The sequence below is a fragment of the Frischella sp. Ac48 genome (assembly GCF_019641635.1).
Taxonomy (GTDB): Bacteria; Pseudomonadota; Gammaproteobacteria; order Enterobacterales; family Orbaceae; genus Frischella; species Frischella japonica.
Window position 1 is genome coordinate 433,693 of sequence record NZ_JAETXP010000009.1, and the last position, 26,632, is coordinate 460,324.

General features: G+C 32.8%; 28 protein-coding genes. 16 read left to right on the forward strand and 12 right to left on the reverse strand.

Going from position 1 to position 26,632, the window contains the following annotated elements; translation table 11 throughout:
• Nucleotides 1-4 precede the first annotated feature (4 nt).
• From msbA to JMI89_RS06795, 5 genes are read left to right on the forward strand one after another with little or no spacing between them, the layout of a single operon-like run.
• Nucleotides 5-1,747, forward strand: coding sequence for a lipid A ABC transporter ATP-binding protein/permease MsbA (gene msbA, locus JMI89_RS06775; RefSeq protein WP_370633729.1), 1,743 nt, complete (start codon nt 5-7; stop codon nt 1,745-1,747).
• A gap of 21 nt (nt 1,748-1,768) precedes the next feature.
• The gene (gene lpxK / locus JMI89_RS06780; protein WP_220679631.1) at nt 1,769-2,755 is read left to right on the forward strand and encodes a tetraacyldisaccharide 4'-kinase; all 987 of its coding nucleotides are present in this window, start codon (nt 1,769-1,771) and stop codon (nt 2,753-2,755) included.
• A gap of 24 nt (nt 2,756-2,779) precedes the next feature.
• The gene (locus JMI89_RS06785; RefSeq protein ID WP_187754771.1) at nt 2,780-2,977 is read left to right on the forward strand and encodes a Trm112 family protein; all 198 of its coding nucleotides are present in this window, start codon (nt 2,780-2,782) and stop codon (nt 2,975-2,977) included.
• Nucleotides 2,974-3,738 carry a 3-deoxy-manno-octulosonate cytidylyltransferase gene (kdsB, locus tag JMI89_RS06790; RefSeq protein ID WP_187754772.1) on the forward strand — a complete coding sequence of 255 codons (765 nt, stop codon included), beginning with the start codon at nt 2,974-2,976 and terminating at the stop codon, nt 3,736-3,738. Before JMI89_RS06785 ends, kdsB begins: the two co-directional genes overlap by 4 nt.
• Nucleotides 3,735-4,427: a DUF2461 domain-containing protein gene (locus JMI89_RS06795; RefSeq protein WP_220679632.1), complete on the forward strand. Its 693-nt coding sequence runs from the start codon at nt 3,735-3,737 to the stop codon at nt 4,425-4,427. The genes kdsB and JMI89_RS06795 overlap by 4 nt, the downstream gene beginning before the upstream one ends.
• A 36-nt stretch (nt 4,428-4,463) precedes the next feature.
• On the opposite strand, the gene JMI89_RS06800 is transcribed toward JMI89_RS06795, so the two are convergent.
• From JMI89_RS06800 to JMI89_RS06835, 8 genes are all read right to left on the reverse strand, one after another.
• Entirely contained in the window at nt 4,464-5,126 is a 663-nt protein-coding gene (locus tag JMI89_RS06800; protein WP_187754774.1) for a MarC family NAAT transporter, read from the reverse strand.
• A gap of 824 nt (nt 5,127-5,950) precedes the next feature.
• Nucleotides 5,951-6,130 carry an integrase core domain-containing protein gene (locus tag JMI89_RS12035; protein WP_370633730.1) on the reverse strand — a complete coding sequence of 60 codons (180 nt, stop codon included), beginning with the start codon at nt 6,128-6,130 and terminating at the stop codon, nt 5,951-5,953.
• Nucleotides 6,131-6,544 (reverse strand): DDE-type integrase/transposase/recombinase, encoded by a 414-nt coding sequence (locus tag JMI89_RS06810; RefSeq protein ID WP_220679792.1) that lies wholly within the window; start codon nt 6,542-6,544, stop codon nt 6,131-6,133.
• A complete protein-coding gene (locus JMI89_RS06815) occupies nt 6,529-6,699 on the reverse strand; it encodes a hypothetical protein (protein ID WP_187754776.1) in 171 nt (56 codons plus the stop codon). The genes JMI89_RS06810 and JMI89_RS06815 overlap by 16 nt, the downstream gene beginning before the upstream one ends.
• A 41-nt stretch (nt 6,700-6,740) precedes the next feature.
• On the reverse strand, nt 6,741-7,022 hold the full coding sequence (locus tag JMI89_RS06820) for a transposase (protein ID WP_220679634.1): 282 nt from the start codon (nt 7,020-7,022) through the stop codon (nt 6,741-6,743).
• A 226-nt stretch (nt 7,023-7,248) separates the two neighbouring features.
• Entirely contained in the window at nt 7,249-7,863 is a 615-nt protein-coding gene (locus JMI89_RS06825; RefSeq protein WP_187754778.1) for a thiamine diphosphokinase, read from the reverse strand.
• Between the two features lie 41 nt (nt 7,864-7,904).
• Complete coding sequence (gene rimI, locus JMI89_RS06830) at nt 7,905-8,351, reverse strand: ribosomal protein S18-alanine N-acetyltransferase (RefSeq protein WP_220679635.1); 447 nt, start codon at nt 8,349-8,351, stop codon at nt 7,905-7,907.
• Nucleotides 8,326-8,742 carry a DNA polymerase III subunit psi gene (locus JMI89_RS06835; RefSeq protein WP_187754780.1) on the reverse strand — a complete coding sequence of 139 codons (417 nt, stop codon included), beginning with the start codon at nt 8,740-8,742 and terminating at the stop codon, nt 8,326-8,328. Before JMI89_RS06835 ends, rimI begins: the two co-directional genes overlap by 26 nt.
• An 80-nt stretch (nt 8,743-8,822) precedes the next feature.
• On the opposite strand from JMI89_RS06835, the gene rsmC reads away from it, so the two are divergent.
• From rsmC to mgtA, 3 genes are all read left to right on the forward strand, one after another.
• Nucleotides 8,823-9,854 (forward strand): 16S rRNA (guanine(1207)-N(2))-methyltransferase RsmC, encoded by a 1,032-nt coding sequence (gene rsmC, locus JMI89_RS06840; RefSeq protein WP_187754781.1) that lies wholly within the window; start codon nt 8,823-8,825, stop codon nt 9,852-9,854.
• Nucleotides 9,855-10,366: 512 nt separating this feature from the next.
• A complete protein-coding gene (locus JMI89_RS11880; RefSeq protein WP_255562860.1) occupies nt 10,367-10,489 on the forward strand; it encodes a hypothetical protein in 123 nt (40 codons plus the stop codon).
• Nucleotides 10,490-10,805: 316 nt separating this feature from the next.
• Entirely contained in the window at nt 10,806-13,505 is a 2,700-nt protein-coding gene (mgtA, locus tag JMI89_RS06845; RefSeq protein ID WP_220679636.1) for a magnesium-translocating P-type ATPase, read from the forward strand.
• Between the two features lie 177 nt (nt 13,506-13,682).
• Here the strand turns inward: mgtA and JMI89_RS06850 are convergent, their stop codons facing one another.
• Nucleotides 13,683-14,378 carry a helix-turn-helix domain-containing protein gene (locus JMI89_RS06850; RefSeq protein ID WP_187754783.1) on the reverse strand — a complete coding sequence of 232 codons (696 nt, stop codon included), beginning with the start codon at nt 14,376-14,378 and terminating at the stop codon, nt 13,683-13,685.
• A gap of 430 nt (nt 14,379-14,808) precedes the next feature.
• On the opposite strand from JMI89_RS06850, the gene JMI89_RS06855 reads away from it, so the two are divergent.
• The 7 genes from JMI89_RS06855 to JMI89_RS06885 all read left to right on the forward strand — a co-directional run bounded on the left by JMI89_RS06855 (nt 14,809) and on the right by JMI89_RS06885 (nt 23,139).
• Nucleotides 14,809-16,902 carry a D-(-)-3-hydroxybutyrate oligomer hydrolase gene (locus tag JMI89_RS06855; RefSeq protein WP_220679637.1) on the forward strand — a complete coding sequence of 698 codons (2,094 nt, stop codon included), beginning with the start codon at nt 14,809-14,811 and terminating at the stop codon, nt 16,900-16,902.
• 406 nt (nt 16,903-17,308) lie between these two features.
• Nucleotides 17,309-17,518 carry a cold shock domain-containing protein gene (locus JMI89_RS06860; protein ID WP_187754785.1) on the forward strand — a complete coding sequence of 70 codons (210 nt, stop codon included), beginning with the start codon at nt 17,309-17,311 and terminating at the stop codon, nt 17,516-17,518.
• 106 nt (nt 17,519-17,624) lie between these two features.
• Complete coding sequence (locus JMI89_RS06865) at nt 17,625-18,494, forward strand: carboxylate/amino acid/amine transporter (protein WP_187754786.1); 870 nt, start codon at nt 17,625-17,627, stop codon at nt 18,492-18,494.
• Between the two features lie 264 nt (nt 18,495-18,758).
• On the forward strand, nt 18,759-19,892 hold the full coding sequence (gene rlmC, locus JMI89_RS06870) for a 23S rRNA (uracil(747)-C(5))-methyltransferase RlmC (RefSeq protein WP_220679638.1): 1,134 nt from the start codon (nt 18,759-18,761) through the stop codon (nt 19,890-19,892).
• A 3-nt stretch (nt 19,893-19,895) separates the two neighbouring features.
• On the forward strand, nt 19,896-20,585 hold the full coding sequence (locus JMI89_RS06875) for an aspartate/glutamate racemase family protein (protein WP_220679639.1): 690 nt from the start codon (nt 19,896-19,898) through the stop codon (nt 20,583-20,585).
• Between the two features lie 178 nt (nt 20,586-20,763).
• The gene (gene gshA, locus JMI89_RS06880; protein ID WP_220679640.1) at nt 20,764-22,323 is read left to right on the forward strand and encodes a glutamate--cysteine ligase; all 1,560 of its coding nucleotides are present in this window, start codon (nt 20,764-20,766) and stop codon (nt 22,321-22,323) included.
• Nucleotides 22,324-22,341: 18 nt separating this feature from the next.
• On the forward strand, nt 22,342-23,139 hold the full coding sequence (locus JMI89_RS06885; protein WP_220679641.1) for an endonuclease/exonuclease/phosphatase family protein: 798 nt from the start codon (nt 22,342-22,344) through the stop codon (nt 23,137-23,139).
• Nucleotides 23,140-23,206: 67 nt separating this feature from the next.
• Here the strand turns inward: JMI89_RS06885 and JMI89_RS06890 are convergent, their stop codons facing one another.
• The 3 genes from JMI89_RS06890 to rnhA form a co-directional block, all read right to left on the reverse strand.
• The gene (locus tag JMI89_RS06890; protein ID WP_220679642.1) at nt 23,207-24,448 is read right to left on the reverse strand and encodes a transglycosylase SLT domain-containing protein; all 1,242 of its coding nucleotides are present in this window, start codon (nt 24,446-24,448) and stop codon (nt 23,207-23,209) included.
• Between the two features lie 41 nt (nt 24,449-24,489).
• Nucleotides 24,490-25,212: a hydroxyacylglutathione hydrolase gene (gene gloB, locus JMI89_RS06895; RefSeq protein WP_187754791.1), complete on the reverse strand. Its 723-nt coding sequence runs from the start codon at nt 25,210-25,212 to the stop codon at nt 24,490-24,492.
• 73 nt (nt 25,213-25,285) lie between these two features.
• On the reverse strand, nt 25,286-25,756 hold the full coding sequence (rnhA, locus tag JMI89_RS06900; RefSeq protein ID WP_187754792.1) for a ribonuclease HI: 471 nt from the start codon (nt 25,754-25,756) through the stop codon (nt 25,286-25,288).
• Nucleotides 25,757-25,842: 86 nt separating this feature from the next.
• On the opposite strand from rnhA, the gene dnaQ reads away from it, so the two are divergent.
• On the forward strand, nt 25,843-26,592 hold the full coding sequence (gene dnaQ / locus JMI89_RS06905) for a DNA polymerase III subunit epsilon (RefSeq protein ID WP_220679643.1): 750 nt from the start codon (nt 25,843-25,845) through the stop codon (nt 26,590-26,592).
• Nucleotides 26,593-26,632 lie beyond the last annotated feature (40 nt).

Consider the following 26,632-nt stretch of genomic DNA (forward strand, 5'->3'; position numbering starts at 1 on the left):
TACAATAGATAAAGATTTGTCTACCTGGAAAACCTTTAGGCAATTATGGCCAAATGTTTCTAAATATTGGGGCTATTTGCTGATTATCATAATTAGCTTGGTGATCAATGGTTCTTCTGACACTTATATCATTTCTTTAATTCAACCTTTATTGGATAAAGGGTTTGTTAAAAATGACCATGAATTTCTATTCAATTTAGCATTTATTGTATTAGGATTATTTTTTATTAGAGGACTTTCCAGCTATATTTCTGGTTATATTCTCGCTTGGATTTCCGGTAAAATTGTTATGGAGATGCGTCAGAAGTTATTTGCGCATTTTGCTTATTCACCGGTAAGCTTTTTTGATCAAAACTCAACTGGGCGATTATTATCACGAATTATTTACGATTCAGAACAGGTGGCATCATCCTCTGCTGATTGTTTAATTAGTGTTGTACGAGAATCAATTTATTTAACTGGATTAGTTTGTGTCATGTTTTATAACAGCTGGCAATTATCATTGATTCTGTTAGTAATTGGACCGATTGTCGGCGTTTTGATTGTTGTAATTTCTAAACGATTTAGAAAACTAAGTAAAGTTATTCAAAATAGTATGGGAATGGTGACCGCTTCAGCCGAACAGATGTTAAAAGGTCATAAAGAGGTATTAATTTTCAATGCGCAAGAAACCGAGATTAATAATTTCAAAAAGGCTAGTAATCGTATACGTCAGTTGGGTATGAAAATGGTATCCATTTCTGAACTATCAACACCGATCATTCAAATTATCGCTTCTTTTGCGTTAGCAACAATTTTAATTTTGGCAAGTTATAAAGATGTTTTAGGTTTAACAGCAGGGGAATTTACGGTTGTATTTACTGCAATGATTGCATTAATGAAACCATTAAGAGAATTAACTAAAGTTAATGCAAAATTTCAACGTGGAATGGCTGCATGTCAAACAATTTTTAATGTTTTAGCACAACCTGTTGAAAACGATGATGGAAAAATAGTTTTAGCTAAAGCGATTGGTGAGATTGAGTTTAGAAACGTGACTTTTACCTATCCAACACGTGACAAACCAGCCCTTAAAAATATTAGCTTTAAAGTTGAAGCCGGTAAATCTGTTGCATTAGTTGGGCGGTCAGGTTCCGGGAAGACAACGATAGCAAGTTTATTAACCCGATTTTATGATATCGATGAAGGGGAAATTTTTATCGATGGTCGTAATATTAAAGATTACACGCTTGAATCATTACGAAATCAAATTGGATTAGTATCGCAAAATGTGCACCTTTTTCATGATAGTGTGAAAAATAACATTACTTATGCTCGACAAGGTCAATATACTGATGCACAAATTTATAGTGCAGCTGAACATGCCTATGCAATGGATTTTGTTAAAAATTTAGAACAAGGTATGGATACAATTATTGGTGAAAATGGTGTATTACTGTCTGGTGGGCAGCGTCAACGAGTTGCGATTGCTCGTGCATTATTACGTGATAATCCGATTCTCATTTTGGATGAAGCAACTTCTGCGTTGGATACTGAGTCAGAGAGAGCTATTCAATCTGCATTAAATGAATTACAAAAGAATCGTACTTCATTAGTTATTGCTCACCGTCTATCAACAATTGAAAATTCAGATGAAATTTTAGTTTTGAGTAATGGGCAGATTGTTGAACGAGGTAATCATCAAGAATTGATAGTAAAAAACGGCGCTTATGCTCAATTACATCAAATTCAATTTAGTGACCAATAAGATTAATAAGGAATAGGGTATATGATAGCCAGAATTTGGTCAGGTAAAAACAAATTGTATTGGCTACTTATCCCTTTTTCACTGTTATATGGTTTGGTAGTTGTGATACGTAAAACATGTTATCGCATTGGCATCTTTAAATCTTGGCGAGCACCAATCCCAGTCATTGTTGTAGGGAATTTATCGGTTGGTGGAAATGGTAAAACACCCCTAGTGATTTATCTTGTTGAACAACTACGTATCAGAGGTTATAAGGTTGGTGTAGTGTCAAGAGGATATGGTGGTTCTAGTGAACATTATCCTTTGATAGTAAATGAAACCACATCTGCACATATTGCAGGTGATGAGCCGGTTTTAGTTTATCAACGTACTAAAGTTCCCTTTGCTGTATCACCAAAGCGAAGTGAAGCAATAAAGTTATTGTTAACACAGCATAAATTAGATTTGATCATTACTGATGATGGTCTACAACACTATGCTTTACAACGTGACATTGAGATTGTCGTTGTAGATGGTAAGAATGGTTTTGGTAATGGTTGGTATTTACCAGCAGGTCCAATGCGAGAATTACCAAGCCGCTTGAAGTGTGTCGATTTTGTGGTGGTAAATGGTCAAAGTCATCATGTATATCAACATGCTTACCTAATGACTTTGTTGCCGCATAAAGCAATAAACATGCTAACAGGTGAACAAAAGCCGGTGACAGAATTACAGTCTGTTTGTGCAATAGCCGGCATAGGTGATCCGAATCGTTTTTTCAACATGCTTAAGGTGCTTAATGTTGATGTAATAAATAATGTTTCGTTTACCGATCATCAGAAGTATTCTTTGCAGCAGTTATCAAATTTAGTCGATTCATCAGGCATTTTGTTAATGACTGAAAAAGATGCTGTTAAATGCGTTTCATTTGCGCAAAATAATTGGTGGTATTTACCGATTGATGCAATACTACCTACACCATTTATTGAAAATTTGACTCACAAAATCAACCAGTTAAAAAATATTTAATCTATCATTTATCGGGTATGGATTATGAAAGAAAAGTTATTAAGCGTTTTAGCGTGTCCGAAATGTTATACTTCATTAGATTATAATGAAAAAGAACAGATTTTAATTTGTTCACATGATCAGTTAGTTTATTTGATTTCGGATGGTATTCCGGTTTTACTTGAAGATAAAGCGAGTATAATTAAAAGTTCTATCATGGAAAGCAATGAGGTAACACGATGAATTATACTGTGGTCATCCCTGCTCGTTATGCTTCGACACGTTTACCTGCAAAACCATTAGCCGATATCGCTGGAAAACCGATGATTATTCGTGTTATGGAACAAGCATTAAAATCTGGCGCTCATCGCGTGATTGTTGCTACTGATAATCAATTGGTGTTTGATGTGGTAACCGCTTATGGTGGAGAAGTAATCTTGACCAGTGATAAGCATAATTCAGGAACCGAACGCTTGGCTGAAGTAATCAATCATTGTCAATTTGCTGATGATGAAATCATTGTCAATGTGCAGGGTGACGAACCACTTATTCCACCGATTATTATTGATCAAGTAGCAGATAATTTAATGAAATATCAGACAGGCATGGCGACATTGGCAGTGCCAATTCAATCAGTGGAAGAAGCATTTAATCCTGGTGCAGTTAAAGTTGTTACTGATAAAGATGGCTATGCCCTTTATTTTTCGCGCGCCACTATTCCATGGGAACGCGATCGATTCGCTCAATCTCAAGAATCGATTGGTAATTTTTATTTACGTCATATTGGTATTTATGCTTACCGCGCTGGATTCATTCGTCGCTATGTTAATTGGCAATCAACTAAGCTTGAACAGATTGAAATGTTAGAACAGTTAAGAGTTCTTTGGTATGGTGAAAAAATTCACGTGGCCATAGCTAAAGAAACACCAGCAATTGGCGTCGATACTCAGCAAGACCTTGATGCTGTAAGAACCATTTTTATTGAATTAGAGGGAAATAAATGAGTCAATTTAAAGGGTTTTCACAAGCTGGTTTAGATTTTTTACAAAATGTCTGTATTTATAACAGCCGTGAATGGTTTACCAAGAATCGTGCTATTTATGATAATGAGTTAGTTAAACCATTCCGTTTATTAGTTGAACAATTAGCGCCTGAAATGTTAAAAATCGATCAATGGTTTGAAACTAAGCCAGCAATCGGTAAAACGTTATCTCGTATCAATCGCGATACGAGATTTTCTAAAGATAAATCTTTGTATCGTGATCGCCTTTGGTTGACATTCAAACGACCAAGTAAAGATTGGAAAGAATCACCATGTTTTTTCTTTGAAATGGATCCATATGGTTATCGATATGGTTTAGGTTACTATTGTGTGCCTAAACAAACTATGGATATCTTTCGTGAGGAAATTAATCAAGATCATGAGAAGTTCTTGCAAATGGCAAAATGTGTCAAAAAACCATTTAAGTTGGTGGGCGAAAGTTATAAACGACCTTTAGTCAAAGATTTACCGCCCAAGATTGCTAATTGGTACAACCGTAAAGATTTAGCTGCATTAGCAAGTAGTGATAACATTGAAGATATGTTCGGTGAAAAGTTGGTTGACACACTTAGCAAAGGTTTTAAGCAATTAACACCGCTATATGATTATTTATTAAAAGTCGAAATAATCAAGCATATCCCGACATTGTAATCATCAATCAGGAATAGTCCTGATTGATCACATAGGTCAACTTTGAGTATAAGAATGTATTAACTCTAAGATTCCATTAATAATAAATTGTGTACCCATGCAAACTAACAAGAATCCCATGATTCTTGAAGTTGCTTCAATTCCACTTTTACCAATTAGGCGCATAATACTCCCCGCGCTGCGCATACAGAACCAAAGAATAATACAGAGTAAAAGGGGGACTAAAATGGAAGCAGTATAAATAACCCATGTTGAAACATCATAGCCATCATTTTGCACCGTAGATGCCATGCTAATGATCATTGCGATGGTTCCAGGACCCGCAGTGCTTGGCATTGCTAAAGGTACAAAAGCAATATTATTAGAGGGTTCTTTCTTTTTTGCATCAGCTTCTGGTGTTTTATGGACAGGTTGTTGCGGAAATAGCATTCGGAAACCGATAAATGCAACAATTAGTCCTCCAGCTATACGCAAACCAGGTATTGAAATACCAAAAGTATTCATTACGATTTGACCACAATAAAATGATACCACCATAATGATAAAAACATAAATACAAGTCATGTTTGATTGGTGATTACGCTCATCATTGGTCATATCACCAGATAAACCGAGCAATAGTGCAACTGTTGTGAGTGGATTTGTTAATGGAATAAACATTAACAGACCAAAACCGACAACTTGTATTAATTCAAGCATAAATTATAATTCTCATATTTTTATTATGCGATATGAAAAATAAATTCTCATAAAATCTGGATGACTTAGTTTACCTTATAAAATGATTAATAAACAATTTTTAATTGCATTTTATTTTCAAATTTAGCTCATCGTTATATACCTAATATATGCTATTAGTGTTGCTCTGAGCATATACAAATCATAATTAATAATTCAATGTATAATTTTTTAGAAAAGTTAGTGTAATGCAATTTATAATTGAGATTAAGAAGAAAACGTATGATTGTACCTTATTAAATAGCTTTAGTTACGTTTAACCAATAAATGAGGCTATATTGTATACATTTTATCATAATAAAGAAATCATGATTGAACATCTATATAGTTTGATTTTTTTATAATTTAAGTGATTCTTATACCAAAGATATCTTATATTTCCTAACTTTAAAATATATTTTGTTTTATTACCAGCCAAAAATTTAAATACCAGAGTAAAAAATCAAACAATAGAGTATACTCAGCTAGAATGACTTGAGCAAACCAAAAGATTATTAAGTTTTAGAAACAAATAGCATCATATTTGATGGCTTAATTACAGGGCATTAGCTATTTTGGTTAGACAATTTAATTCAGGCAGTTTATCTGTTTGATTCATGTTTTCACAGGTTTAGAAGCAAGCACATTAGATCTAAAGGAGATGATTATCTGCCTCAGCATACAAAATATATGGCGAGTGAAACTGTGACGGTCAACAAAAATTGGAGACATTCTTAGACAGTTTTTAATAAATTATATTCAAATTCTGCAGGTGAAATAAATCCCAGTTTATAATGTCTTCTTTTTTAATTATAAATAGGTTCGATGTAATCAATAATATCCGCTATGGCTTGCTCTCTACTTACATAATCTCGATAGTTGATCCTTTCTGATTTCAATGATCTCAAAAATCGTTCAGTCACCGCATTGTCTAAGCAATTTCCTGCTCGGCTCATGCTAAAGGTAATTTGATAAGATGCTAATATCTATTGGAACTGTTCACCGCGATATTGAATACCCTGAACGCAATGAAATAAAGTTGAGCTTTCTCCTTTTCGCCGCTGTATTGCCATATTTAATGCTTTAACCGTAAGGTTACTATTCGGCTTGTCAGAAAAGGCCCATCCAATAATACGCCGAGAGCATAAATCCATGATAACAGCCAGATAGAGCCGGCCTTGTCTGGTGCGAATATAGGTAATATCACCTGACCAATAACGGTTAATCGTCGCTGGATTAAATTGTCGATTTAAATGATTGGATGCTAATATCGACGATTTACCTCCACGAGGATAGACTTGTTGTCTCGGTCTTTTTGCAACGAGACCTAATTTTTTCATTAAGCGTCTGACCTTATCTAAACCAAGCTTAACCCCTTTTTTAATCAGTTCAACGAGCATTCTTCTTTTTCCATATATGCCACCATTTCGTTATGAATTGATTTCATGGCTATTTCAAGCCGAGTATTAATTAATTTAAATGTACGATGCTTAATTCGATAATAAAAGATAATGGGGTGATAATGATAAACACCGACAGATTCGAGCAGCTTCATTTCCTGCCGTCTTCAACATCAACGCTATTGGTTGCCGTTTGTCATTTCCATTGCGAAGAAGGCTGAAGCTTTTTTAATAACTGATTATCACTTTGCAGCTGTTTAACTTGTTTCTCTAAAGCTTGTATTCGTTTTTGCTCAGGAGTCATCGCACTACTTTTAGGTGTAATACCTTGTCGCTCTTTTCTATATTGCGTTACCCAACGCTGGATTGATAAAATACTAACATTCATTCTTTTTGCGGCATCTTTATGTGCATAACCATAATTGAGAACTAATTCTGCACACTCTCGTTCCAATTCACTACTTAATTGTCTTGTCATGAGATAATCTCCTTAGTTGATGGTTTATCATACCGCTAAGAATGTCTACAAGAAAAGTATACCGTTACATTACTCGAATAACTAAGAACTTATTTTAATATGAATCTGCGATAACGACTGATTCTCTGATAGCAATATGTTTGTTTAAATTTAAATCTCGGTTTAATAGTGTTTAAGCTTAATATATTGGTTTTTAGCTGTTAGAATAATAAAAATAATAAGTCATTTATAACGCAATAAACACTAATAAATCGCCTTGTTCAAAATTAATTGTTACTTGATCCTGACAGGCTTTATTACGGATACTGATTAATCCACCAAATTCTAAGTCGGCATTGGTTAATGGATATTCGAATCCTGTAATATTCAATTTATTAACAGGACTTAAGGGAATTAATGAAATGGTTTTATCTTTTACATCATTAATTATCATGGGAGATGTGGCAAAAAAGAATCGACAAAAATTGTCATAAAAAGTGAAATTAAAAAGATGATGATATTGTAACGCTACAGAAAGATTACCTAAAAAGTGATCACTAGCATGTCCATTTGCACCAAAAATATCAAATTGTGTGATGCCCTTACTTGATAAAAACAGTATGGCTTTTTCAAAATCCGTTTTATTTTGATCAGGGGTATAAATAATTTGTATATTTTTATTAATAGTTTGATTAAGTAAGCTATCCAAATCACCTATAATAAATTGTGGCACAATAGCGCTTTCAAGCAAATAATTATGATAAGCACCATCAGTGCAGGCAACAATATCATACTTATCTAACTGTGTAGGTAACGGTTTTGGTGGTTCCCCATTAACAAAAAGTAGTGCTTTTTTTACCATTTTATACTCATATAAGGTTAGATATTGGTTCAATTACCCTTCTAAAATGAAATGTTATAAGCCATAATAATCGCATCTTCATGACCATTTTTCGTCGGATAATAATTTTTTCGGATACTGATTTCATTAAAGCCAATTTGTTGATAGAGTGCAATTGCAGCAGCATTCGATTCCCTAACTTCTAGCCATAACACTTTAATTTTTTTGGCTTCAAGTTCTGTGATTAAATTGTTTAATATAGATCTCGCTAATCCTTGTTGACGATAATTAGGATCAATCGCTATATTAAATAATGAAGCCTCATCTAATACAGTCTGACAGATAAGAAAACCGACTAAATGATCATCAATCTCAATTTTTTTATTTAAGTAACGTTCTCCTTGATTAGAATAGAAAGTGATTTCGCTCCATGGGTATTCATGACACCGTTTTTCAAGTTGATAAGCCGCTTGAAGATCAGCGTTAATGAGTTTGGAAATTTTTTTCATATTGACAAAGTGTTCGCCAGAGTTGGCGCTTTTGTTGTGGTGATGATGCTAGTTCCCTTAAAGAATAGGTCTTAATAATCGCGGTGTTACGGATATCTTGCTCGGACCAATTTTCGGGTAGAGGTGTATCAATAAACCAAATTACCGATTTGATTTCTTTAGCAGGCATTAATAATTGTGTTGGCATTAAAACCAAACAGTCATCACTTATTACATGAATTGCATTCAATATATCTTGAAAGATCTTTTCAGTAGGATGATTCTGACTAACTACAATTAATCGAATATTATCAGTGATCTCAACTTTTGCTTCTCCTTTGATTGCCTGAGTGTTTCGCAAAATGTATTGAGGTATCTCTAGTTTATTTAAATACCAGTCTCGCTTATTCATAGGGTTTTATTAGTGATAAATGAAAGTTAATTGTATAATCTATCCAATATTTTATAAAGTTATTTATTCGAGGTTAATTAATGTCGGTTTATACGCCTGCCAGTCAAGTTTTACAACGTCATGAAGCAATTTTTATTGATAAATCTATTCTCGTGTCGGGTGATATTCATGATGATTATGTATTGCAAATCGCATCACAACAAACAACGATTCATTGCACGCTATATCATGTTTATTTAATGCTTTGTGCACGTAAAAGCCATAGCCAAATTGAATTCGGTGTGTTTCCTTCTGATTCATGTTATCAGAATGTGGATACGTTAATTTATTACTGGCCAAAGAATAAAGTTGAAGCACAATTTCAACTCTCTTTTCTTTTAAATCACTTACCAAAAAAAGTTGATGTTTTTGTGGTTGGTGAAAATCGAAGCGGTGTGAAAAGTGTTGAAACATTATTAAATGATTTTGGATCAATTCAAAAGATAGATAGTGCCCGACGTTGTGGTTTATATCATTTTCATGGTGAAAATCGTTTGGCTTTTAATGCTGATGAATGGTGGTATCAATATCATTTACAAATGAATGATATGAATTTGATAATAAATAGCTTACCAGGCGTATTTAGTCAAAAAACACTTGATATGGGTAGTCAATTATTGCTTAATGCACTTACTGAACACCCTGAAATTATTAAAGGACGCGTATTAGACCTTGGTTGTGGTTGTGGTGTGTTATCGATTTTTATCAAAAAATTGAATCCACAAATACAATTAGTTTGTTCCGATGTTAATGCAATGGCATTATCCGCAACCAAACAGACATTGGCGAATAACCAGGCCACGGCTGATTTAATTGCAAGTGATGTATTTTCTGATATTTCGGGACAATTTGATTTAATCATATCAAATCCACCATTTCATGATGGCAAAGAGACTGACTATAATGCTGTAGATGCACTAATTCATCAAAGTAAACAGTATCTTACTCAAAATGGCAAATTATGTTTAGTAGCTAACAGTTTTTTACCTTATCATCGTTTATTAGCTGACTGTTTTAACAAGGTTACAGTCATTGCACAAACAAGTAAATTTAAAGTATATTTAGTGCAATAGTCAATGAAGTAATATTACTTATGCCGGTAAAAAGTGTAATGTAAGTTTTACCTCAATCCAAAAAATTTTATATAAGGATGACGCATATCTATCATTATTTAACCATTTGTTAATCAATTGTACCATGATTATAATTTAATTTATTATTAGGATTATTTAGATAAATTTGTTGATAATTTATTTTTTCAACAAATTGGCGAAATTTTCAGTATTTTCCTATTTTTAAACAAAAAATTATTGACAAATAGATAATGAACGCGGTATAAAGTGCGCACCTTATCTATTTTCAGTGTGTGTTATTTTTATATTTTAATTAATAAGTTAAATAATAGTATCGCGTAATAAGGTATGTTGAGTTTAGTTTATAGGAGCTATATGGATACTCAATCGGGTAACCCCAGATTTATTTTGGGGAGCAGTTTTTATCATTCATTTTCGGTTAATTGACCTGTTTAAATAGTCATTTTTTCAGTTCACAGCCGAGATGAGTAAAATCGGTCAAGGTGAACGATATGCAAATTCGTACCAATCAAAGCTATCACACTTATTTTCGTCAACGCAATGTTAAATGTCATTTGGCATTAGATCTATTATCATTTTCTGAAAGGCTTTTAGAACCCCCAAGTTGTATCTAAATTCATATCAATTTATTGATTCGTAATCCAACTAATCACCCCTTTATGGTTATGTTGGTGAAAACTATTGGTTATTATCAATAATTAATCTTTAACTAAAACATTAGGCAGATTATGTCGGTGATTTAAACCGCTGGCGGATTTCGTTCGGACTAATTAATTTAATTCCTTTAATTAGCATGTTGTGATTAAACTTATCATGCATTGTAATGAAGGATTTATTAATTGCTGAATAATGCGCTATCGGGTTTTAGATGATTGAACATAAATTGCATTAGTTAAATGTGGTTAATTCGATAGAATTTAGGTATATGTTATGAAACAAAAAACGAAAGAAAAGAAATTTAATTCTCAAATTAAAGCTGTAATAGAAGCTAAACATTCTTTAGAAGAGACTTTAGCCAATTATCAAACGGATTTAGCTGGATTAACGGAGCATGAAGCTAAGCAACGAATTGAACAATATGGTAAAAATGAAGTAGCTCGGGAACATGTACCTTCAGCTTTTACTCAATTGTTATTAGCTTTTAATAATCCGTTTATTTTTGTATTATTGGCATTAGCTTTGGTCAGTTTTATTACAGATTATTGGCTACCATTACAAAATGGTGAACCCACTGATATTACAGGTATCACCATCATTATAGTTATGGTTTCTTTAAGTGGACTATTACGATTTTGGCAGGAGTATCGTTCTAACAAAGCAGCCGAAGCTTTGAAGTCTATGATAAAAACTACCGCAACAGTTATGCGTCGTCCAAACAATAATGCTCAGACTCAGTCAATTGAAGTGCCACTAGATCAGTTAGTTCCTGGTGATATTATTTTCTTATCTGCCGGAGACATGATGCCAGCAGATATACGATTGATTGAGTCGCGAGATCTTTTCGTGAGTCAGGCTGTATTGACCGGTGAATCAATTCCTATTGAAAAATATGATACGTTAGGCGCTGTATCACAAAAAGGCAGTGAAGGTACACCAACAGAAATAAATAGCAATAATATATTAGATATCAATCATATCGGTTTTATGGGAACGAATGTTATCAGTGGAACCGCAAAAGGGGTTGTTATTGCTACAGGAGCTGATACGTATTTTGGTTCGTTAGCTAAATCCATCATCGGCACGCGTTCACAAACTGCTTTTGACAAAGGAGTCAATAGCGTAAGTTGGTTATTAATCCGTTTTATGTTGGTAATGGTTCCCATCGTATTATTAATTAATGGGTTAACTAAAGGGGATTGGCTTGATGCTGGGTTATTTGCTTTAGCCGTGGCTGTTGGTTTAACACCTGAAATGTTACCCATGATTGTTAGTGCGAATCTTGCGAAAGGCGCAATAGGCATGGCAAAACGTAAAGTCGTGGTTAAGCGTTTGAATGCTATCCAGAATTTTGGAGCAATGGATATTCTTTGTACTGATAAAACTGGGACTTTAACACAAGATAGAATTATTTTAGAGCAACATCTGGATATTAATGGACAACTTGATCCATCGGTTTTACAACTAGCGTGGCTTAATAGCTATTACCAAAGTGGTATGAAAAATTTGATGGATAAAGCCATTATTCGTTTCGCTGAAGAAAAAACCAATGCGAAAACCATGGGATTGGGTAAATATACTAAAATTGATGAATTACCCTTTGATTTTAGTCGGCGACGTTTATCGGTAGTAATGCAAAATGGTAATGATGATCACTTGATGATTTGTAAAGGGGCCGTGGAAGAGATGCTATCTATTGCTTCGCATGTTTATGAACAAGGGCAATATTTACCATTAACCGAAGAAAGGAAACAAAAATTAATTGAATTGGCATATCAGTATAATCAAGATGGATTTAGAGTTTTAGCTGTTGGTTTCAAAGATATTCCAGTACAAGACACAAAAGCCCAGTATGCTGTTGCTGATGAAAAAGATTTAGTAATTCGTGGATTTTTAACATTTTTAGATCCACCTAAAGATAGCGCTAGAGAAGCGGTTAAAGCGTTACGAGAACATGGTGTCGCGGTTAAAGTGTTAACCGGTGATAATGATATTATTACCGCCAAAGTCTGTCGTGAAGTCGGACTTGAAGCTGGCAAGCCTCTACTTGGCATCGAAATTGAGCAGATGAGTGATCAGCAATTGAAACAAGTTATTGAGCAAAGAACAGTATTTGCTAAGTTAACACCATTACAAAAATCACGTATTATTCGTTTATTACAAGACAACGGTCATACTGTTGGCTTCTTAGGTGATGGTATTAATGATGCACCAGCTTTACGTGATTCGGATGTCGGTATTTCAGTCGATACCGCAACAGATATTGCTAAAGAATCAGCGGATATCATTTTGTTGGAAAAAAGTTTAATGGTATTGGAAGAAGGTGTGGTAAGAGGACGTGAAACCTTTGGTAATATCATGAAGTATCTTAATATGACGGCAAGCTCTAATTTTGGTAATGTATTTTCGGTATTGGTTGCCAGTGCTTTTTTACCATTTTTACCGATGTTAGCTATACATCTTTTAATTCAAAATTTACTTTATGATATTTCACAATTATCTCTACCATGGGATAAAATGGATGACGAATTTATCCAAAAACCACGAAAATGGGATGCTTCAAATATTCGTCGTTTTATGATTTGGATAGGACCAACTTCATCCATTTTTGATATCACGACATATGCTATAATGTGGTTTGTTTTTAGTGCAAATAATGTTGATATGCAATCATTGTTCCACTCTGGTTGGTTTATTGAAGGATTGCTATCACAAACATTGGTTGTGCATATGTTAAGAACACAGAAAATTCCATTTATCCAAAGTACAGCAGCTTTCCCAGTTATTGTAATGACTATGTTAATTATGGCTGTTGGGATTTATATTCCATTCTCACCATTTGGTAGCATGATTGGACTTGAGCCATTGCCATGGTCATATTTCCCATACTTGGCTGGGATTTTAATTAGTTACTGTGTTTTAACCCAATGTGTAAAAACGTTTTATATTAAGCGTTTCGGACAATGGTTCTAATTATATAGTATTCAAATTAAGTAAATTGATTGTAATCGATCAATTTACTTTTAATTGCTTCGATAATAACTATTTTAGAATTCACAAATAATTTACTTAATTTGATAATATTTAATGGGTTTAATTTATACGAATAAAGTGTTACATATTAATATAATTATCCTTTTTTATATTACTTTAAAAAACATTCGTTAAAATGTGTTCTACTTTGGCAATGACTTGAAATGGTGTCGTAAGACTATTTTGTTTAATTAAATGATTTTTAAATGTTGGGTTATCATTAATAAGATGATAACCATCTTCAACAGGATCATATTGGATCCGTTTGAGTAGTAATTTGTTATTTAGTAATATAATATAAACACCAGCCAATACACATGTCATTTTATCTTTGCCAAATTTGATAATAGCAACATCACCATTTTTAATGGTGGTATCCATATTGTTGTAAGGAATTTGTACTATAGCTAAATTTTCCGAAGATAAACCCGATCGGAATAACCAATCTCGGCTTAAAGCCCACTCTGTGATAATGTGTTGCTTTTGCAAACCTTCTGAATTATCTTGCAATTCTATATTTAATAGTGTGTTAAATTCTATTTCAGGTATTGCTATAACAATATTTTTATTATCTTTCGATAAAAGTGCTGCATTAGACAAAAATGGATCATTACCAGTTGCCAGCCATGCTACAGAAACGTTACCAATATCAGCAATGGTTAACAAATTCTGTAAGGTTGGTTCTGAATCTCCCCTAATGTATTTTCTAATCGCACTTTCTGATAGTTGGCATTTCTTAGAAAAACTTAGTAAAGATTCATTTCCAATGATATATCTTAAGCGTTGTGCGAATGTCGAATAATTTTGTTTCATAAGAGTATTTCTAAAATTGATAAAAACAATAAAAAACAATTCATTATAATTAGCGGTAAAGATTATCTATTTTTAAACCGATAATGTCATATTGCTATCAAAAAATAAAGAAATATAGATAAATAGTAAAGGTTTTATTAATTTAATTTGTAAAGACGATTGCTCTTTATGACACTTTGCGCTACAAATAAAAATAATACAATAGTATTCAAAATTAATTTTAATTACTTAAAACGTTTGACATTGTCATTTTCTATTTTGCACAATTATAAATTATCTTAAATTAATTCATTTAATAATTGTTTAATAATATTCAAATTGATAAATTTTTACGAAAGATATAAAAAAAAATCTATTTAGACGTATAATACCTTGCCATCTGGCAAATAGCTATCAATTACCTGTTTAAAATAACATAGAGTATCGTCTAATGCTAAAACAGTTCTTTCTATTTTTTGTTAATTTATTGTTAATTTTATTCTTTAATAATATTGTATATGCAAAGTCACTATCTTTTTTAAAAAATAAAGATGAGATAAAATTAATTACAAAACCTGCTTGGCTGGTATTAAATGATTCTAATTTTTATGATGCTGAAAGTGATGATTTAGTAACAGCTGGGATCGGTTTTTCTAAATTATCTCATTCTGTTGCAATGACTAAATTCGCAAATAATCTACAACCCTCAATTCATGAACTCAGGCAGGCAAAACTAAATCGCTTTATTGATAAGAAAACCGGTGAAGGTAGTTTATTTGGCTTTAAGTCGACACAATTAACAACCTTATTCGATGGTAAAATACCAGGTACAGAGGTTCAGGCTTTTTTAGATAATCATGGTGTTCAGGTTGCCTTTCTGTTACAGGTTCCATTAGATTTTGATCTGAAAAAGCCCTGCATTGTAGCAATACCGACAATTGATTCTCAGGGAGTATATAATGCAACAGATATGCAAATTCGGGGATTATGGGGTTTAAAGCATAATTGTGCAATAGTATATAATGATAAAGGATTAGGAAATGCATTATATGATTTGACCAAAAAACAAGGGTATTTCATTGATGGCAAAGTATCCAAACAAAATAACAAAGAAAATAAGTTAATTTACATTGTTAACGATAACATTCCATCTAAATACACTTCCAATCGTTATGCGGTAAAACAGTTACACTCACAACAAAATCCAGAGCAAAATTGGGGTGAATATGTTATCAAATCGTTAGAATTTGCCTTTTATTATTTGAACACCATGTATTCGAAAAATGAGCAGATTCTTTTTGATAAGGATAATACTATAGTCTTGGTTTATGGAGCAACAGATGGCGGTGGAGCAGCGTTAAAAGCAGGAGAGTTTGATACCGAAGGTATGATAGATGGTATTGTTGCAGTAAATCCACAAATTCAAGTTCCTAATAATCCGGAAATACCATTATTCATTCAGCGTGGAGAATCGCCAGAAGAACCACTAATTACTAAATCATTAATAGATTATAGCACTTATGGCGCTTTATATATGCCATGCGCTGTTTCGGCGATACAAGACATTAATTCCGAACTAACTATACCTAATATCGATAAATACTTTTTTGTCAAAAACCGCTGTCAATCATTAAAAAAGGCCAATTTGTTAGTTTCAGATACCGTAAAAGCACAATCTTTCGAAGCACTGGAAAAACTTTATGAATACGGTTGGTCGCCACAAATGATCAATCAATTACCGTTCCATTATTATACGCAAACAATGAATCTGCCGTATAAATATATTAGCCAATATGGTCGTTTTAGTGTCAAAGATCATTTATGCCATTTATCTGTTGCGTCCATTAATCAAGAACTATTATATAACAATGGTGAAGTAGCCCCATTAACAAAAACGAATTTTGCGCAATTATGGGGTAATAATTCAGGTTCCTTACCCATTAAAATGCAAAATAATATTACTGCTATAGATTTAGTGAATGATGATGATCCTAAAGGTCCTCATCAAGAGTTTTTTTCTCGTTCTAAAAATGGAACGAATATAGATTATAATTTGGCTGGTGCAATATGTTTGAGAGATAAAATCACTGAAAGTAGAGTGCAAAATGGGCAAAATGAAGTTTTAGCAAATGGTAATTTACATGGCACTAAAACGATAATAGTTCATGGTCAACTAAACGTTAGGAATTTACCAGATTATTCATCGAGAGCTTATGTGGCGCTAAATAGTTATCGTGAAGGTAATGCAAGTAATTTACGTTATATGGAAATTGAAAATGCCAGTTATATTAATAGCATTATACCATTTGATAATACTCTCATCCCAATTGATTACTATGGTGAGAGCGCTATGGATTGGTTATGGAGTAATATAACCAAACAAACCAGTTTACCTGAAAGTCAGGTTGTTCGCACTGTGGTACGTGGTGGTGATATCGGCGCTGCACCGCAAATAACAGAAAAGAATTTGACGCCAATTGCACAATCGCCGAGAACTGAAAACAGAATCTATGTGCAAAAATCAGTAGTTCGATTACCTAAATGAAGTTTAAGTAAATAAATCATGCGTTATATTATCCGTTGGTAATATGTTAAGTTTCTTAATATTAATTAAGATTTCAAAATTTTTTACCAATTGAAAATATTATTTTTAATTTGCATAAGCTTAGTTTATTAAATTATTTTCTTAAATTTATCTAAAAATGTGATCTAGCTCATTAATTTTACTATTACCTGCTTGATTTCATTAAGAAGTTATGCGGTAATAGTTACCGACAAATAGCACAAAGCATAGAATTTTGTCAGTAACATTAATAATAAAAGAATGTGACCTTTTGCAGATTATTTTGTATTTGTTTATTCCTTTACTTGATGTTTATTTTCAATATTTGTTAGTGCTGTTGTCTAAAATATATATAAAGACAGTAATCAATTTTTTAGGATATAAGTACATGAGTAAGAAAACAGGGCAAGTAAAGTGGTTTAATGAAAGTAAAGGTTTTGGTTTTATCACTCCAGCTGATGGAAGCAAAGATGTATTCGTTCATTTTTCTTCCATTTCAGGCGAAGGTTTTAAAACTTTAGCTGAAGGACAAAAAGTTGAATTTTCAATTCAAGATAGCCCACGCGGACCAGCAGCAGCTGAAGTTGTTGTTATCTAGTTCAGCAAATTGAACTAAATAAAAAGTCTACTATGGAAGTAGGCTTTTTTTATATTATAATCATGCAAATTATTTCTTTTTTATTTTTTTATATCTTCAAAGTTATATGGTATACCTTTTAATCGTTACTGCAATCTGGTCTTTTTCTTTTAGTTTAATTGCTGTTTATTTAAGTGGGCAAGTAGATACTTGGTTTGCTGTCGTTGCTCGAATCACATTGGCATTTTTAGTTTTTAGTCCATTTTTACGTATAAAGTTATTTACACTGAAGCAAATCGTATTATTGATGGGGGTCGGTGCTTTTCAACTCGGCATTATGTATATTTTTTACTATAATGCATTTCGTTATTTAACAGTCCCTGAATTATTATTATTTACCATCTTTACTCCCATTTATGTGACGTTATTTTATGATCTACTACAAAAGCATAAATTAAGAGTATCCTATCTTTTTACTACAATATTAGCCGTTATTGGTACCGCGGTGATTCGTTATGATCATATTTCGGCTGATTATATTATTGGTTTTTTAATGATCCAAGGAGCAAATATTGTATTTGCAATTGGTCAGGTAGGTTACAAACGAATTATGGAACTATATCGTTTACCACAACACAATGCTTTTGCTTGGGTATATGTTGGTGCGGTTATAGTATCAATGATTTGTTGGTTAATCTTTGGTAATACGGAGCGTCTACCGACTACATTTATTCAGTGGGGAGTCATAGTTTGGTTAGGTGTTATAGCTGCTGGTTTGGGCTATTTTCTCTGGAACTATGGTGCAACAAAAGTTGATTCTGGTACATTAGCAATAATGAATAATGTTGTTATACCGGCTGGTATTTTAGTCAATGTAGTATTGTGGAATCAATCAATTGATTGGATACGCTTTTTAGTTGGTTCCGTAATAATTTGTTTATCATTGTTTATTCACCGAAAATGGTGTTCTGGTTCAGAGCGAAAATCTTCATTGTGAATTTTGTTAAAATTTGATTCAGTTATGTATTATAAATAATATGCTATACCAGACAAAAAAGCCATCTGATTAAGATGGCGATGGAATAAAATGAAAAATATGCAGTGGCATATATTAAGACCACGAAAAAATTAATAAGTTCCTAAATATTACATTTTTTTATTTTTATAGCTCAATTAATTTTACTCAATTCTTAAATTATGATATTAAAGTCAATATCGTTAATTATATGAAATTCTAAATTCAAGTTGGTCGTTACAATACATGAAATGCTGTTATTATGAACAAAAAAAATGTTTATCTTGTCGATGGATAGAAAGATCATATCCATCACAATTACAAGAGAAACAACAATATATGATTAACCAACTAAGCCAATTTTCTCCTAAGCAGATTTTTCAACCAATAGCTAGTAAAGAATCTCGTTTTCGAAATAAAGCAAAAATGGCAGTACTTGGAACCGTAGAAAAGCCGATTCTTGGTATTTTGAACAATAACCAACCTATCGATCTTTGTGATTGTCCCCTTTATAGTGAAGCAATGAAAATAGCACTTCATAAAATTAAGATATTTATTAAAAAATTACAATTGGTTCCCTACAATATCACGAAAAAAAAAGGGGAATTAAAATTCATTATTATTTCTGAAGCAGAAAATCAATTTATGCTTCGCTTTGTTTTGCGTTCAAATAAGTATCAATTAAAAATTGCTAATGCAGTGGATGAACTAAAAGCGACAATTACTGGTCTCGCTGTTATTACGGTTAATATTCAACCACAACATGCAGCAATTTTAGAGGGAAAGGATGAAGTAATCTTAACCCAGCAAAAATATTTACCAGCTAAACTAAATCATATACCTTTATTTTTACTAAAAGGCAGTTTTTTTCAAACTAACACATCGGTTGCAGCGCAGCTTTATGCAACAGCTCGCAATTGGCTAACAAATTTACCAATTCATTCCGTTTGGGATCTATTTTGTGGAGTAGGTGGTTTTGGATTGCACTGCGTTACACCTGAAAGAAAATTGGTAGGAATTGAAATCAATCATGAAGCAATTGAATGTGCTAAATTATCAGCTAATTTATTAGGCTATTCACAATTGCATTTTCAATCACTGGATGCGAGTCAGTTTGCACTGAGTCAAAAAAGTCATATTCCTGATATCATTTTAGTGAATCCTCCTCGGCGTGGAATTGGCAATGTATTGATTGACTATTTACAAACCGTATCACCTAATTATATCTTATATTCAAGTTGTAATTTAAGCAGTTTAGTTGCTGATTTGAAAGCGTTAGCTAATTACCAAATTCACTGTGCACAACTTTTCGATATGTTTCCACATAGTGAGCATATGGAGGTTTTAGTATTATTAAATAAAAATAATAAGGAAAATTAAGGCATGAAAACCATTGGTTTAATTGGTGGTATGAGTTGGGAAAGCACGGCAACATACTATCAAATTATTAATCAAGTGATTAACAAGCAATTAGGTGGTTTACACTCAGCTAAGTGTGTTTTATATAGTGTTGATTTTCAGGAGATAGAACAATGTCAGTCTAGCAATGATTGGCAAAAAAGTGCGCAAATTTTATTACAAGCCGCGTTAAGTCTACAGAAAGCAGGGGCTGACTTTATTGTGATTTGTACTAATACAATGCATAAGGTTGCTCCACAAATATTACCTCATCTTAATATACCAATTCTCCATATAGCCGAAATGACTGTAAAGGCTTTAAAAAAACAGAATATGACAAGAATAGCTTTATTAGGTACCAAATACACCATGGAACAACATTTTTATAGAGAAATCATTATTCAGCATGGTATTGAGGTTATTATTCCAGATGAGCAAGATCGACAAATAATTAATGACATTATTTTTAAAGAATTATGCCTAGGTGTCATTAAATTAAATTCTAAAAATGCTTACTTAGCTATTATTGATAAATTGTGTAGATTAGGTGTGCAAGGTGTTATTCTGGGGTGCACAGAAATCGGTTTATTGATAAATCAAAATGATACAGCGATCCCGTTATTTGATACCAGTTTAATTCATGCGCAAGAAGCTGCATTATATGCTTTAGGTTAATTTGAGAAGTTTTCTTTTCTATTTAGTCAAAAATCAATAGTAATTAATTTATTGAAAAATTTATTTTAAATTGATAATTTGCGATGATGTTACAATTTAATCAATTAAATCGTAACATCATCTAATCTATATTATGCTAATATGGTAAAGATTAAATTTAAGTAGGAAGAACAATATTATGATTCCAGATGTATCAAAATCATTAGCATGGCTTGAAAAACATTATACTATTCTGGAGGGGATTCAACGTGGCGTTGAACGAGAGACGTTAAGGATCCGGCCTGATGGTAGTTTGTCACCAACACCATTTCCCACTGAAATTGGTTCAGCTTTGACACATCCCTGGATTACAACTGATTTTGCTGAATCCATGCTTGAATTTATCTCGCCAGTTAATACTAATATCGAATATACATTAACATTTTTACGTGATTTACATCGGTATGCCAACATACAAATTCATGATGAGCTAATGTGGCCATTAAGTATGCCCTGCTTTGTTGGTAATGAAACTGATATAATTTTGGCTCAATACGGTAATTCAAATGAAGGTCGATTAAAAACGCTTTACAGAGAAGGATTGAAAAATCGTTATGGTGCGATGATGCAAATTATTTCGGGTGTGCACTATAATTTTTCTTTACCAACGGCTTTTTGGCAAGCTAAAGACGGCATTAAAAATGCTGAGGAAGGAAAAGAGGTCATATCAGATGGTTATTTAAAATTGATCCGCAATTATTATCGATTTGGTTGGGTTATTCCGTATTTATTTGGTGCTTCTCCATCGGTATGTCAATCATTCATTAAAGATCCGCAAAAATTAGCTGAATTTTCAAAACAAACCAATGGCAGTTGCTTTTTACCTTATGCAACGTCTTTAAGATTAAGTGATATTGGTTATACCAACGATGCTCAGAAACAATTAGGCATAACGTTTAATGATCTACAAACTTATGTAGATGGTTTACGCAAAGCGACACATACTCGTTCGGAACGATTCAGTCAAATTGGCGTGAAAGTTAATGGAATTTATCGCCAAATTAATGATAATGTTTTGCAAATAGAAAATGAATTTTATGCACCAATAAGACCAAAACGTGTACCTAAAAAAGGTGAAACTCCATCTGCCGCGTTATTGAGAGGGGGGATAGAATATATAGAAGTACGTTCTTTAGATATCAATCCTTTTTCACCAATTGGTATTACTGGAGAACAAATTCGATTTATTGATCTTTTTTTAATTTGGTGTGCCATAGCGCCGGCACCAGAAATGACCAGTGATGAGTTGCAATGTACTAAAGTCAATTGGAATCGAGTCATTATGGAAGGGCGTAAACCTAATCAGATCATTAGTTTGGGATGCGGTAATTACCATGAACCTTTAGCAAAAGTCGGTCACGATTTATTTAAAGATTTATTACGTGTTGCTGATGTATTAGATCATAAAGACTCACAACGCCGTTATCATCACGTTTGTGAGCATTTAGATGTTATGTTTGATCATCCCGAACTAACTTTGTCTGCACGTACCCTACAAGCAATAAGTGATATGGGAACAGCAAAGTTTGGTACAGCTTTAGCCAAGCAATATAAACAACAGCTTAATGCAGAACCGTTACAGATTTTGACTGAGAATGACTTTATTTCCCAACGTAATCAATCATTATTAAAGCAAACTACTAAAGAGCAGCAACAACAATTGTCATTTGATGATTACATTCAGCAAGTGAATAAATAAACATATTGGTAGCTTATTATGCATATATTTAAAATGAATAAATTATTATTCGATACTGATTATGTGATCCGCTATCAATCAGGACAAACCGCAAAACTGGTTGAACCGAACGAAATGAATTTTCTGCCGACATCAATTGTGGATTCAAAACGACTCAGTATTTTAGTGTGGAATATTTTTAAACAAAAGCGATCCGAATGTATTCATTTTTTGGATACATATGCTAACACAACAGCATTACTTTTGTTGCAAGAGGCTCAAACTACCCCTCAATTAATAAATTTTATTCATCGCAATCATAAAATCGCCGATCAAGTTCCTGCTTATACATTTAAAGATGTCTATTCTGGTGTGATGACTGTTTCTAATGTTACACCAATAAATGCTATAGGGTTTAAAGAAAAAGAACCTTTAATTCGTATTCCTAAATCTGCCTTGATCACACAATATCAATTGTTAGAAAATCAAAAAACATTGTTAGTCGCTAACATTCATGCAGTAAACTTTAGTTTAGGAATTAAAATATATAATCAACAAATTAAGTTATTATTAAATCAACTTGCCACCCATGAAGGACCAATTATTTTGGCGGGTGATTTTAATTCTTGGAGTAGACAACGTTTGCATATACTTTATCGTTTGATTCGCATGAGCAATTTAAAAATGGTTAATTTTACAAGCGATATGCGCAAAACATTTATGGGACGACCATTAGATTTTGTGTTTTATCGAGATTTAGCCATAGACCAAGCGAAAATAATTCATACCGATGCATCCGATCATAATCCGTTATTGGTTGATTTTATTATTAATTAACTAAAAAAACAAAGCATATAATTGAATCTTCATGTGAGAAATTTTTTTCTAATAACTTTAATAATTATTAACGGTTTTCAATGTTGATAGTTAATTTATCCCCGGGTTTAAGTTTATTGCTATTTGTCAGCTTATTCCACTTAATGAGTTCGTTAACTTTAACTTTATAATTCTTGGCAATTTTATAAAGATTATCACCATTTTTAACTTGATAAATTATTTGACTATAACGTAAATGTTCTTTTTCATAAAAACGAATATCAATATCATTAATTTTAATATATTTGTTGTTAGTCAGCGCGATTGCATCAAACGAATTTGGCATCGAATGGTTAATGTTTTCTAAATACATCAAATCAACAATGTTAGGTGAGGCTAATTGTAACTCTTTAAGTTTTGTAATTAAGTTGTCAGCATATGCTGTTGGGATAAACAGATGATATGAGCCACCTTTAACTACCTTTTTAAGGTAGGCAGCATTATATTCTAATAATTCATCGAGCGAAATTCCTGAATACTGCGCTATCTTTTCTAAACTAATTTGCTGAGTTAATTCAATTCGTACAAGAGAATTTTCATATTCACATGTTGGTAAAGACAGTTTATATTGCTCATTATTTTTTAGAACATCAACTAAAGCGAGAAATTTTGGAACATATTGCATGGTTTCTTTTGATAAATTAAGTGCCCAAAAATTAGTCGGTAATTTCTTATCTTGATTCCACTTAATTGCTTTACGTATACGGCTTTCGCCAGCATTATAGGCAGCAATGGTTAATAACCAATCACCATCAAAACGTTGATTAAGATATTGTAATAGATTTATGGCTGCATCAGTTGATTGAATAAAATCTCGTCTTGAATCGAAGTATCTGTTTTGTTCCAGACCATATTGCTTGGCCGTAATGGGAACGATTTGCCATAGCCCGGCAGCCTTAGCATGAGAGGTTGCTAATTGATTATAGGAGCTTTCAATTACAGGAATAAGCGCTAATTCAACCGGCATTTTACGTTCATTAAGTTGTTTGACTATATAGTATATATAGGGTTCAGAACGCTGCAAATTGGTTTCTAATGAAACACGATTTTTTAGAATTTTTTGCTTTTCCGCTTGAATTCGTTTATTTTCTGGAATATTAATGTGCAATTGCTTTTGGACAAAGTTCCAAGGATCTTGGCTAATCAAAGATGAACTGGCATTTAATTTAGACGAGTTATTGCGATATTTTAAACGTTGTTGGCCTGTCGATGATGACTGACAGCCAACTAATAATCCTATAAGTAAAGTAGTGACAATAAACTTTTTCATTAGTATTTATTTTTAGTATATAAAAATGGCGGTTATTATACCTAAAAATTATCTTTTTGGATCCGCAAAAAAGTAAAAAGATCTAATGCATTGCTAATATTAAAATGATGTTGTAAATTTTGCTCATCACATCGTAAAAATAAATTTATTTGCTTTTCTTTAAGCATGGTTGTCGGTAGTGTAATGAGCTGATTCCGTATCTGCTGGTAATAGGTTTTTATCAATCTATCGTCAGGAAGAATGGTGAGAGCAAATTGTAAATTATTTATTGTGTATTCATGAGCAGGGCATACTATCGTATCATTGGGAAGTTGTTTTAATTTGTTGAGTGATTGGTACATTGGTTGATATGATCTTTCAAAAACGCTTCCACAGCCAGCGGAAAATAACGTATCACCACAAAATAAATAGGGTGCACAATAATATGCAATATGACCTAATGTATGACCTGGAACAGGAATAATATTAAATAATTGTTCATCAATGAAGAATTCAGCTTTATCAGAAATATGGGTGATTGGTAATGGCACCTCTAATGGACCATAAACTTTAATAGTCCGATAATGTTGTAAAAGCGCCATTACACCATCAATATGATCTTTATGATGATGGGTAAGAATAATAGCAACTGGTGTCAAATGGTGATTAACGAGATAATCGATGACAGGTTTTGATTCTCCAGGATCGACAATGACTACGCGTTTCTTGGATGTTTCTAATAACCATATGTAGTTATCTTTTAAAGCAGGAACTCTATGTAACATTTTTCCTCCGTTAGTTAATAAGATGTTGGTGATTAAGCACGATCTAATATAAAAACATAAGAAATCTAATTTTTTATTTATTGTCCTGAATAAAGCCGTCATCACTGAGTGATGGTTGATTAGCTGCTTCTTTAGCGAGAATGTCGCAACGCTCATTTTCTTCGTGACCGGCATGACCTTTAACCCACTGCCAATCGATTTGATGGTGAGCCACGACATCATCAAGGCGACGCCATAAGTCGGCATTTTTTACCGCTTTTTTATTAGTGGTTTTCCAACCATTTTTTTTCCAGTTAACAATCCATTTTAAAATACCATTACGCAAATATTGGCTATCAGAATAAAGCGTGACAGCACATTTTTGTTTTAAGGCCTCTAAAGCGACAATAGCAGCCAATAATTCCATGCGATTATTGGTGGTAAGTGTATAACCCTGAGTGATAACACGTTCAGTACGTTTATATCTTAATATAGCAGCATAACCACCTGGTCCAGGATTACCTAAACATGAACCATCAGTAAAGATTTCGATTTTTTTTAGCATATTGAAAAGAACATTGGGTAATTGATAAATAAAAGGTAAACTATATTACAGATTTAAAACATAATGAAAAGTATTAATGTGATTTTATGAAAAATAACAAGATCTTAACTCCTGAAAGACAGATAGTTCTTGATACTGAAACCACTGGTATGAACCAAAATGGTAAAAACCACTATGAAGGTCACAAAATTATCGAAATTGGTGCTGTTGAAGTCATTAATCGGCGTCTTACCGGCAATCATTTTCATGTCTATATTAATCCTGAACGCCAAGTTGATCCAGAAGCATTTGCTGTACATGGTATTAGTGATGAGTTTCTTAAAGACAAGCCATTATTTAAAACTATAGCTGATGACTTTATCGCTTTTATTGATGGTGCCGAATTAGTTATTCATAATGCCACGTTCGATGTTGGATTTATGGATTATGAATTTAGAACAGCTGGTATTGATTTTGTTACCGCTTCGCATTGTTTAGTAACCGATACCTTAGCAATGGCAAGGCGGATTTTTCCAGGGAAACGAAATAATTTAGATGTGTTATGTGAACGTTATCAAATTGATAATTCTCATCGAACTTTGCATGGTGCATTATTAGATGCTGAAATTCTAGCTGAAGTTTACTTAGCAATGACAGGGGGGCAAACTATTTTGTCATTTAGTCATGAAGAAAATAGCACTAATCATAACGTAGCTCAACCATTGCCATTAGAAAAAATTCAACGCGAACAGTTTAACTTAAAGATTATCCGCGCTTCTGAAATCGAACTTGAAGAACATGCAAAATCACTTGATAAGATAGATAAAAAAAGTGGTGGATCAATATGGCGTAAGTAATATAATTTACTTGCTACATGTTGAATTAATGTACAAACAA

What these genes read in the sequence shown, in the direction of transcription:
- lpxK (WP_220679631.1), top strand. Translation starts at nt 1,769, where the DNA reads ATGATAGCCAGAATTTGGTCAGGTAAAAACAAATTGTATTGGCTACTT.
- JMI89_RS06785 (WP_187754771.1), top strand. Translation starts at nt 2,780, where the DNA reads ATGAAAGAAAAGTTATTAAGCGTTTTAGCGTGTCCGAAATGTTATACT.
- kdsB (WP_187754772.1), top strand. Translation starts at nt 2,974, where the DNA reads ATGAATTATACTGTGGTCATCCCTGCTCGTTATGCTTCGACACGTTTA.
- JMI89_RS06795 (WP_220679632.1), top strand. Translation starts at nt 3,735, where the DNA reads ATGAGTCAATTTAAAGGGTTTTCACAAGCTGGTTTAGATTTTTTACAA.
- JMI89_RS06800 (WP_187754774.1), bottom strand. Translation starts at nt 5,126, where the DNA reads ATGCTTGAATTAATACAAGTTGTCGGTTTTGGTCTGTTAATGTTTATT.
- JMI89_RS06810 (WP_220679792.1), bottom strand. Translation starts at nt 6,544, where the DNA reads ATGCTCGTTGAACTGATTAAAAAAGGGGTTAAGCTTGGTTTAGATAAG.
- JMI89_RS06815 (WP_187754776.1), bottom strand. Translation starts at nt 6,699, where the DNA reads ATGAAGCTGCTCGAATCTGTCGGTGTTTATCATTATCACCCCATTATC.
- JMI89_RS06820 (WP_220679634.1), bottom strand. Translation starts at nt 7,022, where the DNA reads ATGACAAGACAATTAAGTAGTGAATTGGAACGAGAGTGTGCAGAATTA.
- JMI89_RS06825 (WP_187754778.1), bottom strand. Translation starts at nt 7,863, where the DNA reads ATGGTAAAAAAAGCACTACTTTTTGTTAATGGGGAACCACCAAAACCG.
- rimI (WP_220679635.1), bottom strand. Translation starts at nt 8,351, where the DNA reads ATGAAAAAAATTTCCAAACTCATTAACGCTGATCTTCAAGCGGCTTAT.
- JMI89_RS06835 (WP_187754780.1), bottom strand. Translation starts at nt 8,742, where the DNA reads ATGAATAAGCGAGACTGGTATTTAAATAAACTAGAGATACCTCAATAC.
- rsmC (WP_187754781.1), top strand. Translation starts at nt 8,823, where the DNA reads ATGTCGGTTTATACGCCTGCCAGTCAAGTTTTACAACGTCATGAAGCA.
- JMI89_RS11880 (WP_255562860.1), top strand. Translation starts at nt 10,367, where the DNA reads ATGCAAATTCGTACCAATCAAAGCTATCACACTTATTTTCGTCAACGC.
- mgtA (WP_220679636.1), top strand. Translation starts at nt 10,806, where the DNA reads ATGAAACAAAAAACGAAAGAAAAGAAATTTAATTCTCAAATTAAAGCT.
- JMI89_RS06850 (WP_187754783.1), bottom strand. Translation starts at nt 14,378, where the DNA reads ATGAAACAAAATTATTCGACATTCGCACAACGCTTAAGATATATCATT.
- JMI89_RS06855 (WP_220679637.1), top strand. Translation starts at nt 14,809, where the DNA reads ATGCTAAAACAGTTCTTTCTATTTTTTGTTAATTTATTGTTAATTTTA.
- JMI89_RS06860 (WP_187754785.1), top strand. Translation starts at nt 17,309, where the DNA reads ATGAGTAAGAAAACAGGGCAAGTAAAGTGGTTTAATGAAAGTAAAGGT.
- JMI89_RS06865 (WP_187754786.1), top strand. Translation starts at nt 17,625, where the DNA reads ATGGTATACCTTTTAATCGTTACTGCAATCTGGTCTTTTTCTTTTAGT.
- rlmC (WP_220679638.1), top strand. Translation starts at nt 18,759, where the DNA reads ATGAAATGCTGTTATTATGAACAAAAAAAATGTTTATCTTGTCGATGG.
- JMI89_RS06875 (WP_220679639.1), top strand. Translation starts at nt 19,896, where the DNA reads ATGAAAACCATTGGTTTAATTGGTGGTATGAGTTGGGAAAGCACGGCA.
- gshA (WP_220679640.1), top strand. Translation starts at nt 20,764, where the DNA reads ATGATTCCAGATGTATCAAAATCATTAGCATGGCTTGAAAAACATTAT.
- JMI89_RS06885 (WP_220679641.1), top strand. Translation starts at nt 22,342, where the DNA reads ATGCATATATTTAAAATGAATAAATTATTATTCGATACTGATTATGTG.
- JMI89_RS06890 (WP_220679642.1), bottom strand. Translation starts at nt 24,448, where the DNA reads ATGAAAAAGTTTATTGTCACTACTTTACTTATAGGATTATTAGTTGGC.
- gloB (WP_187754791.1), bottom strand. Translation starts at nt 25,212, where the DNA reads ATGTTACATAGAGTTCCTGCTTTAAAAGATAACTACATATGGTTATTA.
- rnhA (WP_187754792.1), bottom strand. Translation starts at nt 25,756, where the DNA reads ATGCTAAAAAAAATCGAAATCTTTACTGATGGTTCATGTTTAGGTAAT.
- dnaQ (WP_220679643.1), top strand. Translation starts at nt 25,843, where the DNA reads ATGAAAAATAACAAGATCTTAACTCCTGAAAGACAGATAGTTCTTGAT.